Consider the following 13,923-nt stretch of genomic DNA (forward strand, 5'->3'; position numbering starts at 1 on the left):
GAAGCTAAAGAAGCTAAAGAAGCTAAAGAAGCTAAAGAAGCTAAAGAAGCTAAAGAAGCTAAAGAAGCTAAAGAAGCTAAAGAAGCTAAAGCACAGTCTTTTGCTCAAAAAGTAACGCCTGAACCAACAGCCTATCAATGTTTTGCTGAGCAATGTCCAAGGGTGGATTTAAAAGAGATTCAAATTGATCTCAACGGAAAAGTACCAAAATTTATAACCCCTGTTGCTGTCGGTGAAATTCAAGCAAATCAATGGACTCGTTTAGGTACGGAGTTCAATGTAAATTGGACAGATCAGAATCAAAATAAAACTTCAGAAAAGCTGATATTAAATGTCTTGGACATGCAGCATATGACTTTAAAAGATGAGTTAGGTCGTATCAACCGCTATAAGATGGTAGAGGCGAAAAAGCCTGATACTGATAAAAATTCAGATGTATTAGAAACACAATAAAAAAGCGGCTCAGCCGCTTTTTTTAATAAATTTTTTCAAAACCTTCCGGACGTGTTTTAAATCTACGGTGGAACCACATATATTGGGTTGGTGCTAAACGAAGTTGATTTTCAATAATCAAATTTGTTCGTGTCGCGTCTGCAATTTCATCTTCACTTGGCATATTGTCTAACGCAGGTTCAATCAAAATATGATATTTCGGATTTGTAATATCACCTTTACGGTAGAAGTAAAGTGGAATCGCGGCAGCTTTGGTCATTTTTAATATACGGCGATGTGCAGTTACAGTGGCTGCGGGTACACCAAAAAAGGGTGCCATAACGCCTTGTTTAAGACCAAAATCTTGGTCGGGACTATACCAAATAGGTCGTCCTTCTTTTAAATGACGGATTAATCCACGCATATCATCATGGTCGATTTGATTGGTATAAATCGTGGCACGACAACGGTAAATCAGCATATCTAGCAATGGATTATTTTGCGGACGATATACGACATCTGGATCAAAATACTGGGCACAGACATATCCACCTGCATCGAGTAGGGTAGAGTGTGTACCGAGTAGTAAAGCCCCACGCCCTTCTGCTTGTGCTTGTTGAATATGTTCTAAACCTTCAATCGTTACACGATCTTTAAACCATTTGGGACAATACCAAGCATTCAGTGTTTCAAAAACACCGACCATTTGATCAATAAAGACTTGGCGAGCATTTTCATAACGAAGTTCGGGCATCCATTCAGGAAAGCAGACTTCTAAATTTCTTAAAGTTGTTTCACGACGTGAACGCAAGTATTTGAAAGCTACATTTCCCATCAGATAAGCTAAACGATGCTGAATTGCCCAAGGTAATATCGCAAGGAGCATCAGAAATATAATACCAATCCAAATGCCCCAATATTTTGGCATTAAGAAAGACCACTGGAACTCTCCCGGTTGGTAGTTTTTCTGTTTACTCATATTCAAACTTGATAACAATTTAAGGTAATTCACTATATTAGCACGAACTGTTTTTTTTCGGCGAAGGCAACAATCGGATTCTTTAGAAAAACGTTCTTAGATTTTTCACATGAATTACTCATCAATAACAACATTAAGTGCCTAAAAACCTTTAACCAAAATTAGCTTGAGCAAACTTGGTGCAATTTTTGCAGAACATTTACTGAAAATGATAGGAATACGAAGATGACCGGGAATGAATCAAGTATTGTTCAATGAGCCAGTCAAAAATGCACAGTATTGGTTTGCTAAATTAGAGTTAGGTTTTACCAAAGATTCAAATCGCACAATTTTGGCGCATCGTAAGCACTTTGGACCTGTTCGCGTGCAAAAGATGCTGTGGCCTGAAAAAACAGGAGTATGTCACGCCATTATTGTTCATCCACCTGCTGGAATTGCTGGTGGAGATCATCTTACCTTTGAAATAAAAATAGATCAGGATTCGCATGCTTTGGTTACCACACCTGGCGCAGGGAAGTGGTACAAAACCAATCTTAAACAAGCATTTCAACATATTCATATTCATGTCCAAGATGAGGCGATTTTCGAATGGCTTCCTCAAGAGACGATGCTCTTTAATGGTGCGAATGCAAATTCAGAAACAATCGTACATTTGGACGCTGCTGCCAGTTTTATCGGTTGGGATATGTTGGTGATTGGACGGCAAGCACGACATGAAACCTTCTCGCAGGGTGCTTACCAAAATAAATTTCAGCTTTATCAAAATCAGAAAATATTGGTTGCAGACTGTTTAAATTTTAAAGGCAATGATCGTTGGTTAAAGTCCTGTTTAGGGATGAACGGTCATGCAGTGATGGCCAGTTTTTGGGCAGTGCCTCCAGAACAATACCGGTCAAATTTCTATGTTGATCAACATATTGATCAAATTCGTGAATTAATCATGCGTATGAATATTAACGTCACATTGACATTACTCGATTACGTCGTAACCGCACGTTATCTCGGAGATGATGTACGTGAGTGTCATGATGCATTTGCTGCAATTCGTGCAAAGCTTCGTCGTTATTGGTTTGATCTTGATGAAGAGTTCCCAAGAATTTGGCGCACATAAATTTATTCTTGTCATAGCAACATAGTTAAGTTGTTTTAACACAAACATTTGAGCACACATCTTGCATCAATATTTAAAGATAGTGAGGAAAGCATTATGGAACTAACACCTACAGAAAAAGACAAAATGCTGATTTTTACTGCGGGGCTTGTAGCGGAAAGACGCAAGGCCCGTGGATTAAAGCTGAATTATCCAGAAGCAGTGGCTTATATTTCTGCCGCACTATTAGAAGGTGCACGTGATGGAATGAGTGTGAGTGACCTCATGCATTTTGGAACAACATTGCTAAAACGGGATGAAGTAATGGAAGGCGTGGCTGAAATGATCGCAGAGGTCCAAGTGGAAGCGACATTTCCTGATGGTTCAAAACTGGTCACTGTACATCAACCGATTGTGTGATGTCTGAGAGGAAAAATTAAATATGATTCCAGGTGAAATCATTACGTCCAATACAGACATTGAAATGAATGTCGGACGGGCAACGCTCAAAATGACGGTAGCAAATGCAGGGGATCGACCGATTCAGGTTGGGTCACATTATCACTTTGCTGAAGCGAATGATGCGTTGCAGTTTGATCGTGAGTTAGCACGAGGATATCGACTGAATATTGCGGCAGGTACAGCGGTGCGTTTTGAGCCAGGACAGAGTCGAGATATTGAACTTGTTGCACTCGCAGGTAAGCGTGAGGTGTATGGCTTTGCGGGTCGTGTTATGGGTAAGTTGGATTAAGGGAAAATAATAATGAAAATGTCACGCCGTGCTTATGCGGAAATGTTTGGTCCAACGGTAGGTGATCGAGTTCGTCTCGCGGATACTGAGCTGTTTATTGAAGTTGAGCAAGACCTCACTACCTATGGTGAGGAAGTGAAGTTTGGCGGTGGTAAAGTGATTCGTGATGGCATGGGACAATCACAACTGTTGGCTGAAGATGTTGCGGATACGGTCATTACCAATGCGCTGATTGTGGATTGGTGGGGTATTGTCAAAGCTGATGTCGGTTTAAAGAGCGGTCGCATTTGGAAAATTGGGAAAGCGGGAAATCCAGATATTCAGCCCGATATCACCATTCCACTTGGTGCAGCGACGGAAGTGATCGCTGGTGAAGGACAGATTCTCACCGCAGGCGGTGTCGATACGCATATTCATTGGATTTGCCCGCAGCAAGTGGAAACGGCACTGATGTCCGGTGTGACCACCATGATTGGTGGTGGTACAGGCCCTGCGGCAGGGACTTCTGCAACTACAGTGACACCGGGGCCTTGGCATATCGGGACGATGCTTCAAGCCATAGATGATTTACCGATGAATATTGGTTTACTTGGTAAAGGCAATTTGAGTCAGCCTGAGCCGATTCGTGAGCAAATTCGAGCAGGTGTGGTGGGTTTAAAGCTACATGAAGATTGGGGTTCAACCCCCGCAGCGATTGATAATTGCCTGAGTGTTGCCGATGAATTTGATGTGCAGGTGGCCATTCATACTGACACGTTAAATGAAAGCGGTTTCTTGGAAGAAACCTTGGCTGCATTTAAAAATCGTACCATTCACACCTACCATACCGAAGGCGCAGGCGGTGGACATGCCCCTGATATTTTAAAAGCCATTGGTCAGCCGAATGTGTTGCCATCTTCCACCAATCCAACTCGTCCGTATACCATCAACACCATTGATGAGCATTTGGATATGCTGATGGTGTGTCACCATTTAGACCCTGCGATTTCTGAAGATGTGGCATTTGCGGAAAGTCGTATTCGACGTGAAACCATTGCAGCAGAAGATATTTTGCAGGACTTAGGTGCCATTGCCATGATGTCATCAGACTCGCAAGCGATGGGGAGAGTTGGTGAAGTGGTGATTCGCACATGGCAAACCGCACATAAAATGAAAATACAGCGGGGTCCTTTAGAAGGTGACAATGCCACGCATGACAATAATCGGGTCAAACGTTATATCGCCAAATATACAATTAACCCTGCGATTACGCATGGTTTAAGCCATGAAATTGGTTCGGTGGAAGTGGGGAAACTTGCAGATTTAGTGTTGTGGAAGCCTGCATTTTTTGGGGTGAAGCCTTCGATGATTATTAAAGGTGGCATGATTGCAGCTGCGCCGATGGGAGATATTAACGCTTCGATTCCAACACCACAGCCTGTGCATTATCGTCCGATGTTTGGGGCAAATGCGCGCGGTGTGCATAACACCTGTATCACCTTTTTATCCCAAGTCGCCATTGAGGCAGGTGTACATGAAAAATTGGGTCTGAAAAAGTTGATCAGTCCATGTAAAGGTACACGCGATATTCAGAAGAAAGATATGAAACTAAATACCTATTGTCCTGTGATGGAGGTTGATCCTGAAATTTATGAAGTGCGAGCCAATGGGAAATTGCTAACCTGTGAGCCTGCGGAAGTATTGCCGATGGCACAGCGGTATTTCTTGTTTTAAAGTTGTCTCTAGAAAAGATAATTACTGTGATAGGTGATAAAGTCTTATGTAATTAATAAGACTTTATCATTAGATAGAATTCATCGATTTATTTTAAATACATAAAAATTTCAGCGGAATAAACGCGTTTGCTAAAAGAAATTAAACACTGAATTAAAATATATAAATTTTAAATTTAATCGATATTAGAAGTTTTCCAAGCACAAAAAATATTAAATTTAATAGATTCATAGAGGTACTCTAATGATTGAAACTGAGAGACTAATATTAAGACAATGGAAGGAAGCAGATTACTCATCTTTTATAAAAAATTGGTTTAGATCCAGATGTTATGAAATATTTTCATGAAGTTTTGACCCCACAACAGAGTATTGAGATGGCGGAAAAAATTTATGAGTTAATTGAACGAAACGGGTGGGGCTTTTGGGCTGTAGAGTTGAAAGGTACTAGTGAGTTTATTGGTTTTATTGGATTGCACAATCAACCAGTGTTATTCGAATTTTCTCCATGTGTTGAAATTGGATGGCGGTTATTAAAAAGATATTGGGGAATGGGGTACGCAACAGAAGGTGCAAGAGCTGCATTGATATATGCTTTTGAAGAGCTTAATTTAAATAAAGTAGTTGCATTTACAGCTTTGACAAATAAGCCTTCAGAAGCAGTTATGAAAAGGCTAGGTATGACCGAAGTTAAGCAATTCAAGCATTCAGAATTACCTACAGGGCATATTCTTGAAAATCATATTTTATATGAAATAAATAAAGATACCTTTATAAAATAATTTTGAAATTAATTTATTAAAACTAATCTTTCTTAGACAAGGAATATACAGACCATTTTTTATCTTGAAATTGTTTGAGCCAATGTCTAATCATGACTTCAGTTTCAGAAAAAAGTGGTTGTGGAAGCTCATCAATGCTAAACCATTCCCAACGCTCAAAAATCTCAGATTCTGTCACGCAAATTTGAGTTTTTAAACGTTCATCTAAAAGTTGATAAATCGTTCCGAACGTAATCTTCACCGCCTCAGCATTTTGATCAATGATCGTATTTAAGGGTTGAATAGACTCAATATATTGACTCAGATCTAAAGCAGTTTCCTCTAACAATTCGCGTACTGCAGCATCTTCAACTGATTCATGCGCATCCATTTTTCCACCCGGAAAACACCATGAGGCAGGTTCATCAATTTTGTTTCTATAACCCAATAGAACTTTTTGACGTTGATCAATCAACATGATGCCCACGCCGATGATGGAGTTGCTTTTAATATTCATGATTGTGCACATCTAGCTGCTCTGTGTTCTAAAAAGTACAACAGCGATATGACAACGCTAACTTTCAAATGTTTCAAAACATGTAATTTAAATAAAAAATCATTCACATTTATAGGGGATTTTACCTATCACTATAGTGAAGAAAACCTATTTTATTTCTCTAAAACCTCTATACCAGTGAGAATAAATCAATATTTCTACAAGATAATCCCTTAATTCAACATAGATTCATCCTTATATTTCCCTGCCTCCTTTCAAGACTAGATTAAGACATGCGCTAGACGATTTAGAACATCGCCAGCAAGGAATTTAGCAACGAGGGGGATGCGGTAAATGGTAAGGAAATATCTAACTTCTGTGGCATTGACCACATGTCTTTTCAGTAGCGCAAGTTTAGCGCTTGCCGCTGAAAATGGCGGAAGTGCTTATCCTGATGGGACAGAGAGTTTTTTTGGTGGCGCAATGCCGCCACCTGGGATGTATCTCGTCAGTTATAACCAATACTACAACGCAAATAAATTTAAAAATGATCATCCAGTATTTGATGATTTTAAAATTGATACTTTTGCCACAGTTGCTCGTGGTGTCTATGTCAGTGACAAAACATTTTTAGGCGCGACATGGGGCATGCATGCATTCCTTGTATATGCCCATGCAGATCTTACATTAGGTGGTCGTCAAGATGATCACATGTCAATGGGTGATCTCATTATCGATCCATTCTTATTGGGTTGGCATAAAGGGGATTGGCATGTGGCTACAGGTATCGACTTTTATATCCCAGTTGGCTCTTACAACAAAAATAGACTCGCGAATATTGGACGTAACTATTACACCATTCAACCAATTATCTCGACCACATACTTAAATAAACAAGGTATCGAAGTCAGTACAAAGTGGATGTACGACATCAATTTCGAGAATAAGGATACCAAATATGAATCGGGCAACGCTTTGCATGTCGATTACTTAGTTGCGAAACACATGGGACCTTTGGCGGTTGGTGTTGGTGGTTACGTACATCGTCAGCTTGAAGGTGACTCAGGTGAAGGTGCTGTTTTAGGTGATTTTAAAGCTAAAGCAGCCAGCATAGGTCCGCAAGTTCGCTATCAATTCCCTAAAGGGTATGCAATCGCAGCGAAATATCAAAAAGAATTTGATGTTGAAAACCGACCAGAAGGTCAGAAGTTCGCAATTGATATCACCATCCCATTTTAAAACATTGTTACCTAAACATTAGAGCAAGCATATAGAGATAAGGCCATGAAAATTGAGAATCAAGAATATGCAGCAGGCAGTGCTGGAGCTGTCGATTATTTAGTGGTGAATGAGTTTTCAGGCGGTATTGTGGGACCAAGCCAACGTATGCTGGGACCTTTAAAAAATGGTGGAACGTTAAAAACAGGCACACCGCCTGGCTGTTGGGGTCCAATGATTACACCTGCATTCCAAGGTGGTCATGAAGTGACACTCCCTGTCTTTATTGAAGGTGCAGAGGTAGGTGATGCTGTCGCTTTAAAGATTAAGGATATGCATGTCACTTCTACAGCAACCTCATCGGGTGTGATGCAATTTGTTGAAGGGCGTTATAAAGGCGATCCGTTTGTTGCGAAATACTGTGAAGCATGTGGTACAGAGCAACCGGCAAGTTATGTAGAAGGAATTGGTGAAGATGCGATTCACTGTAAAAACTGTGGGGCAGAAGTCAGTGCTTTTCGCTTTTCACATGGTTATGTGATTGTGTTGGATGAAGAAAACAAAGTGAGCTTGACGGTCAATCAAGAGATTGCCAACAAGTTAGCAGGCAATGCCAATGAGCTTTCTGCACTGCCTGAACATGCAGCGCAACATTCAATCTTGTCGCTTGCACGTGCTGATATGCCTGGGGTTGCTGCGCATATGCGTCCATTCCTCGGAAATATTGGTACGACACCTTCACGTGACTTACCAGACTCTCACAACTGCCACGACTTTGGTCAGTATTTGATTGATGCACCGCATAAATTCGGAATGACTGAAGAAGAACTTATCGCAGCCAAAACAGACGGTCACATGGATACCAATTCGATTCGTCCAGGCTGTATTTTGATTTGTCCTGTGAAAGTACCAGGTGCAGGTGTCTACATGGGAGATATGCATGCGCAACAAGGCAATGGTGAAATTGCAGGGCATGCCACGGACGTTTCAGGCGAAACAGAATTACAAGTGGAAGTGATTAAAGGTTTAACAATTGACGGCCCAATTTTACTTCAAGCACCAGATGACTTACCACCAATGGCACGTCCATTTACCAAGGAAGAGCGTGAAAAAGTGAAAGCATTAGGTGCGCGTTGGGGACAAACTGAGATTGAGGAAAGTGGTCCAATCACATTTATGGGAACAGGTAAGAACCTCAATGATGCAACGGACAATGCTTTAAATCGAGCGGCAAAAGTCACAGGTTTAAGTGTGGATGAGGTTATGAACCGTTGCACCATCACAGGCTCTATCGAAATCAGCCGTTTACCAGGAATGGTACGTGCAACCTTCTTATGCCCAATGCCAATTTTAGAAAAATTGGGGATCGCAAACTTAGTTCGCGAACATTACCAACTTTAATTCATCACGTGAACGGCGGTTGATTCAGATGATTCAAACGCTGTTCGCAAATAAGCATGAAATTTACTGAACTTAAAACTTAGAAACGAGAACTTGAACAGGAATGTCATATGAACAGTAATGCAAAACTCCGTTGGGGCGATTTATATCCAGAACTTGGTATTGAGCCGATTCCAACCGAACCATGTATTTCGCCAGAGATCTATCAAGAGGAAATTGAAAAAGTTTTCTCAAAAGTTTGGCTGAAAGTGGGGCGTGTAGAAGAAATACCAAAGAAAGGCGACTACAAAGTTAAACGCTTAGATTTTGCTAAAACCTCAGTCATTTTAATGCACGGTAAAGATGGTGAAATTCGTGGATTTCATAATATTTGTTCACACCGTGGCAATAAAGTTGTGGTGGAGACTGGCAATGAAACTTTTGGTTCAAATAAAGCTGCAGTCGTGACTTGCCGTTTCCATGGCTGGGTTTACGATGCTAAAGGTGATTTGGTTAGTGTACCTGAAGAAGAAAAATTCACTTCTTGTTTTGATAAAGGTCATAACGGTCTTGCACCTATTCGTACCCAAGTTTGGGAAGGTTTTATTTTCATCAATTTGGATAATGATGGCACTCAATCGGTAGAAGAATTCTTAGGTGGTATGGGACAGCATTTAGGCGGTTATCCATTCCATGAAATGGAAGAATGCTTTGCCTATAACACAGTTCTGAACTGTAACTGGAAAGTCGCTCATGACGCATTTGCTGAAGCGTATCACGTGGCGACCATTCATGCAGGCTCTTTCCCGAATGTATTCGCATCAGGTTTACAAGAAGTGCAATTGTTTGGTGATCATCGTACTTGCGCTGTGTGCTTAACCAAAAACGCCAATCCAAAACCAGCGGCTGCATTGTCAGGTGAGATCACTGGCGCATCATTGGTGAATCACTATGAACGTGTTCAGCTACCTAAATCAGTCAATCCAAATGATCGTGATGACTTCTCGTTTGAATTATCTGTCATTTTCCCGAATATCTTGGTGCATGTGACTGAAGGTGTATGGTTCACCCATCAGTTCTGGCCGGTCGGTCATAACCAAACCCGTTGGGAGGGTCGCTATTACCTGCCTAAAGCGAAAACCTATTCAGAGCGTTGGGCGCAAGAGTTTGCACAAGTATTACAACGTAATGCGTGGTTAGAAGATACTGCCACCATGGAAGATACCCAAGAAGCACTTGAGTCTCGAGCGAAAAAAGTGATGCATCTACAAGACGAAGAAATCCTGATTCGTCACGGTTACCACGTTCTTGAACAATACCTGAATCGCGCATAAGGAGAATGCACATGTCAAACATCATTTCACAATTGCCAGCTGACTTTTCAAGCTTAGAACCTTATGTCGCGAAATGGGCTTTAGGGACATCGAAACAACGTCATGCAGCACGCTTAAATTCGACTACAGCTGAATTGCAAGCTTTTTACGATGCTATTTTGCCTGAAATGCGCAAGCTACTTGCAGCACTTGACCAATACGCTTTAGGGACCTTGCCTGAAGAGCTGCACAAGTTGTACTGGTTAAGCCTGAGTTTTGCCGAAGTTGCTCCACATATTGAACTTTATAAAGGTTCAGTGGGTGTGCCATACGCCTTTGAAGAAAAGCGTTTCGTTTATGAAACTGGTGATGTAGTTAACGTTTAAAAGGATCTCGAAGATGAGCCAGCACAATCTAGAACAGCGTTTGCACTATCTGGAGACCTGCGAGGTGATTCGTAGCCTGATCGGTCGTTATGCAACAGCGGCTGATCAGCGCAACAATTCAGCCATTTTACAGCATGTATTTCATGAGGATGCCATATGGTGTGCTAAGGGTTTTGGAGAATATCAAGGACGCCAAAATATCTTGAATGCATTGTCAGAGATTGCAGAAGCACAAGTGCTTTGGAGCTTACATATCATGGCGATGCCAGATATTGAAGTCATTGATCAAAATCATGCAAACGCGTCATGGATGCTTTGGGAAGTCTGTAATCTGGCAGATTCATCAACACAACAAAACCAACCAACAACCTGTTGTTTAGGTGGTTTTTATAAAACGGAAGTACGTCGGAATCAATGGGGTGAATGGAAATTTGATCGTGTCGAACTGAATCTGACCTTCAATCAACCTTATCCGAACACAGCAATATAGGCACTGTATCAGTACGGCCTAAGGGGAATTCAAGATGAGAAAAATCGCAATTATCGGTGGTGGACAAGCAGGCTTATTACTCGCGTTCTCGCTACTCGAAAATAAATATGATGTCACTTTATATGTAGATCGCCCTGCGGATGAATTGTTACACGGTCGTATGGTCAGTACCACGATGTTCTTCGCCAATACATTAGAGTTTGAACGCAAACTTGGTTTGAATTTCTGGGATGGTAAAGCCCATCATGGTCAAGCCATTCATGTAGATTTCCGTGGTCCAGATGGTTCAATTGCATTGCCACTTACAGGATTCTTGCATCAGAACAAAGGTATCGCGATGGATCAGCGAACCAAGTATCACCGTTGGTTAGAAGAATATCCACGCCGTGGTGGCAAGCTCATCATTCAAAATGTCAGTCCAGAAGATTTGGAAGTAATCACTGCTGAAAATGATCTGACGATTTTGGCGGCAGGTAAGGGCAATATCACGAGCCTATTCAAACGCAATGAAACACGTTCAGTGCATCAAACACCGCCACGTAAATTGGCTGCTGCACTCGTCGTAGGTGATGATTTGTGTGGTCCAAATAGTTGGCAAGGTCAACCCTCACAGACCTTACATTTCAACTTCGTGGCAGGTGCAGGTGAATACTTCAGTATGCCATTCTACAGTCACACGCATGGTCCATGTCGTAGTTTCTTATTTGAATGTGTACCGAATGGTCCAATGGATATCTTCGATGATGTGACATCTGGCGAAGAAATGGTCCAACGCATGAAAGAAGCAGTTGCCAAAGTAACACCAGATCAAAGCTTCCGTATGGTCGATAATATGGAATTAAGTGATCCAAATGCATGGCTCAAAGGTGCATTCCGCCCTGAAGTTCGAGATCCTGTTGCAACCTTAGATAACGGTGCAAAAATTTGGGGGATTGGAGACACTGTCATTGTAAATGATCCAATCGCAGGACAAGGCGCAAACAATGCAACTCGTATGGTGGAGCATTATTTAGCTGCGATTTTAGCACGAGGTGATGAAGACTTTAGTGCAGATTGGATGACAGAAGTATTCGAGCAATTCTGGGAAAAGTCAGGTCGTTATACCACAGAATTTACCAACTTGCTGTTAAACCCACCAAGTGAAAGCTTATTGCAAGTGTTAGGCGCAGCATCGCAAAACCAAGCCATTGCAGATGATTTTATGGGGCATTTCAACAATCCATGCGGTTTCTGGCCAGCGGTAGATGGTGAAGCTGGGGCAAAAGAGTACTTGTCACGAAAGGAGTTTCAACATGCAGCTGCCTGAATTACTTTGGCAGGATGTTGATCTGGCGGAAGCGAAATCGCTCCGTCAGGCATTTGGTGGCTTTGCGACAGGAGTGGCAATCGTCACTTGCCTAGACCAAGATCAACAACCTGTAGGGTTGACGATTAATTCCTTTAGTTCAGTGTCTTTAGATCCTGCATTGGTGTTATGGAGTTTAGTCAATCATTCTCCGAGCCGATCCATTTTTGAAAATGCTGAATACTTTGCGATCAATATTTTAGGTGCACATCAGCGAGATGTAGGTTTGAACTTTGCTAAGCCGATTGCGGATAAGTTCCAACATGGCACGTGGACTATTCAAGATTGCAAAGCACCTATTTTAGAAGGTTGTGTGGTGCAGTTTGTTTGCAAACGTGAACAACAAATTGAAGCAGGCGATCATCAAATTTTCTTAGGAAAAATTGAGCAATGTCGTCACAGTAACCAACGTCCACTGTTGTTCTGCAAAGGTCAATTTAATGAATGGCCTGAGTACAAGGAGGTTTCATGACAGACTTAAATGGCAAAGTGGTCCTGGTGACAGGTGGTGCAACGCACATTGGTCAAGCCGTGGTGCAAGAATTAAAAAGCTTAGGTGCACAAGTCATTGTTGCCGACATTAATCAAACGCAAGGTCAGCAAGTGGCAGACGCAACCCAAGCGCAATATGAATTTTTAGATCTCGCTAATGATGACAGTATTCGCACATTAAGTGCCAAATTAACACAGTTAGATATTTTGGTGAATTTGGCGTGTTTGTATGAAGATCATGGATCTGCCTCAACACGTCAAGATTGGCAAAATACTTTTAATGTGACCGTGTTTGGTCATGCAGCACTGGTCCAGGCATGTCGACCTTTGCTGCAGGCCAGCGTTGATGGTGCAGTGATCAATATTAGCAGTGTCAGTGCACGCATTGCACAAAAAGAACGCTGGGTCTATCCAGCGTCTAAAGCAACTTTAGAGCAACTCACACAAAGCATGGCACTGGATCTAGCGCAAGATGGTATTCGTGTACATGCACTCTCATTAGGTTGGACTTGGTCAGTACCAATGCAAATGATCTCTGGCGGAGACCGTACCAAGACGGACCGCGTGGCAGGACGTTTCCATGTGTTAGGGCGTATTGCGGATGCAGAGGAAGTCGCACAAGCATTAAGTTTGTTGTGTAGCCCGAAATCAAAATTACTGACAGGCAGTGTGATTCATGCCGATGGTGGTTATCACATTCTAGGTCCTGAAGCCACAGATTCACCCATAGAGGAGTTAAGCCAATGAACATTAAAATGACCAATGTTGCTGAGAAATTTTTGTGTTCAACCTCTGATGTGGAACAGGGTGAGGGACTACAAGTCATCATTGACGGTTATCCGCCATTGGCAGTATTTCATTTAGAAGATGGCGAGTTCTATGTCACCGATGATACCTGTACACATGGTGATGCATCATTGGCAGATGGTGAAATTGATGGCTGTGAAGTGGAGTGCCCATTTCATGCAGGTGCATTCGATATCAAAACAGGTGAACCTTGTGGGGCGCCATGTACAATTCCACTGAAAACCTATCAATCCATCGTGCGTGAAGACAAAGTCTATTTGGTGGAGTGATG

General features: G+C 41.8%; 16 protein-coding genes and 1 pseudogene. 15 read left to right on the top strand and 2 right to left on the bottom strand.

Going from position 1 to position 13,923, the window contains the following annotated elements; translation table 11 throughout:
* Positions 1-453, top strand: a 453-nt coding sequence (locus tag AC1M9H_RS08665; RefSeq protein WP_481590399.1) for a hypothetical protein, incomplete at its 5' end; no start/stop codon positions are given.
* A gap of 22 nt (positions 454-475) precedes the next feature.
* Here the strand turns inward: AC1M9H_RS08665 and AC1M9H_RS08670 are convergent.
* Positions 476-1,411: an LpxL/LpxP family acyltransferase gene (locus tag AC1M9H_RS08670; protein ID WP_481613204.1), complete on the bottom strand. Its 936-nt coding sequence runs from the start codon at positions 1,409-1,411 to the stop codon at positions 476-478.
* A 235-nt stretch (positions 1,412-1,646) separates the two neighbouring features.
* On the opposite strand from AC1M9H_RS08670, the gene AC1M9H_RS08675 reads away from it, so the two are divergent.
* From AC1M9H_RS08675 to AC1M9H_RS08695, 5 genes and pseudogenes are all read left to right on the top strand, one after another.
* Positions 1,647-2,522 carry an urease accessory protein UreD gene (locus AC1M9H_RS08675; RefSeq protein WP_481613205.1) on the top strand — a complete coding sequence of 292 codons (876 nt, stop codon included), beginning with the start codon at positions 1,647-1,649 and terminating at the stop codon, positions 2,520-2,522.
* Positions 2,523-2,618: 96 nt separating this feature from the next.
* Complete coding sequence (gene ureA / locus AC1M9H_RS08680) at positions 2,619-2,921, top strand: urease subunit gamma (protein ID WP_035270654.1); 303 nt, start codon at positions 2,619-2,621, stop codon at positions 2,919-2,921.
* A 22-nt stretch (positions 2,922-2,943) separates the two neighbouring features.
* On the top strand, positions 2,944-3,252 hold the full coding sequence (locus AC1M9H_RS08685) for an urease subunit beta (RefSeq protein ID WP_481607781.1): 309 nt from the start codon (positions 2,944-2,946) through the stop codon (positions 3,250-3,252).
* 12 nt (positions 3,253-3,264) lie between these two features.
* Complete coding sequence (ureC, locus tag AC1M9H_RS08690; protein WP_481613206.1) at positions 3,265-4,965, top strand: urease subunit alpha; 1,701 nt, start codon at positions 3,265-3,267, stop codon at positions 4,963-4,965.
* A 243-nt stretch (positions 4,966-5,208) separates the two neighbouring features.
* Positions 5,209-5,746, top strand: a pseudogene (locus AC1M9H_RS08695) (GNAT family N-acetyltransferase).
* A gap of 22 nt (positions 5,747-5,768) precedes the next feature.
* Here AC1M9H_RS08695 and AC1M9H_RS08700 read toward each other — a convergent pair.
* A complete protein-coding gene (locus AC1M9H_RS08700) occupies positions 5,769-6,242 on the bottom strand; it encodes a nucleotide triphosphate diphosphatase NUDT15 (RefSeq protein ID WP_481613207.1) in 474 nt (157 codons plus the stop codon).
* Between the two features lie 333 nt (positions 6,243-6,575).
* Here AC1M9H_RS08700 and AC1M9H_RS08705 point away from each other — a divergent pair, with 333 nt between their 5' ends.
* From AC1M9H_RS08705 to AC1M9H_RS08745, 9 genes are all read left to right on the top strand, one after another.
* The gene (locus AC1M9H_RS08705; RefSeq protein WP_481613208.1) at positions 6,576-7,460 is read left to right on the top strand and encodes a SphA family protein; all 885 of its coding nucleotides are present in this window, start codon (positions 6,576-6,578) and stop codon (positions 7,458-7,460) included.
* 45 nt (positions 7,461-7,505) lie between these two features.
* Positions 7,506-8,840 carry an acetamidase/formamidase family protein gene (locus AC1M9H_RS08710; protein WP_225530670.1) on the top strand — a complete coding sequence of 445 codons (1,335 nt, stop codon included), beginning with the start codon at positions 7,506-7,508 and terminating at the stop codon, positions 8,838-8,840.
* 110 nt (positions 8,841-8,950) lie between these two features.
* Complete coding sequence (locus tag AC1M9H_RS08715; protein ID WP_481587618.1) at positions 8,951-10,153, top strand: aromatic ring-hydroxylating oxygenase subunit alpha; 1,203 nt, start codon at positions 8,951-8,953, stop codon at positions 10,151-10,153.
* A gap of 11 nt (positions 10,154-10,164) precedes the next feature.
* On the top strand, positions 10,165-10,518 hold the full coding sequence (locus AC1M9H_RS08720; RefSeq protein ID WP_481587617.1) for a hypothetical protein: 354 nt from the start codon (positions 10,165-10,167) through the stop codon (positions 10,516-10,518).
* 13 nt (positions 10,519-10,531) lie between these two features.
* On the top strand, positions 10,532-11,008 hold the full coding sequence (locus AC1M9H_RS08725) for a nuclear transport factor 2 family protein (protein ID WP_481613209.1): 477 nt from the start codon (positions 10,532-10,534) through the stop codon (positions 11,006-11,008).
* 34 nt (positions 11,009-11,042) lie between these two features.
* Positions 11,043-12,314 carry a styrene monooxygenase/indole monooxygenase family protein gene (locus AC1M9H_RS08730; RefSeq protein ID WP_481591578.1) on the top strand — a complete coding sequence of 424 codons (1,272 nt, stop codon included), beginning with the start codon at positions 11,043-11,045 and terminating at the stop codon, positions 12,312-12,314.
* Positions 12,301-12,825, top strand: a complete 525-nt coding sequence (locus AC1M9H_RS08735; protein ID WP_481608984.1) for a flavin reductase family protein — start codon at positions 12,301-12,303, stop codon at positions 12,823-12,825. The genes AC1M9H_RS08730 and AC1M9H_RS08735 overlap by 14 nt, the downstream gene beginning before the upstream one ends.
* A complete protein-coding gene (locus AC1M9H_RS08740) occupies positions 12,822-13,592 on the top strand; it encodes an SDR family oxidoreductase (protein WP_481613210.1) in 771 nt (256 codons plus the stop codon). The genes AC1M9H_RS08735 and AC1M9H_RS08740 overlap by 4 nt, the downstream gene beginning before the upstream one ends.
* Entirely contained in the window at positions 13,589-13,921 is a 333-nt protein-coding gene (locus AC1M9H_RS08745; protein ID WP_168379990.1) for a non-heme iron oxygenase ferredoxin subunit, read from the top strand. The genes AC1M9H_RS08740 and AC1M9H_RS08745 overlap by 4 nt, the downstream gene beginning before the upstream one ends.
* The last annotated feature ends 2 nt before the right edge of the window (positions 13,922-13,923 follow it).

It is taken from the genome of Acinetobacter sp. ANC_7512, from assembly GCF_056779935.1.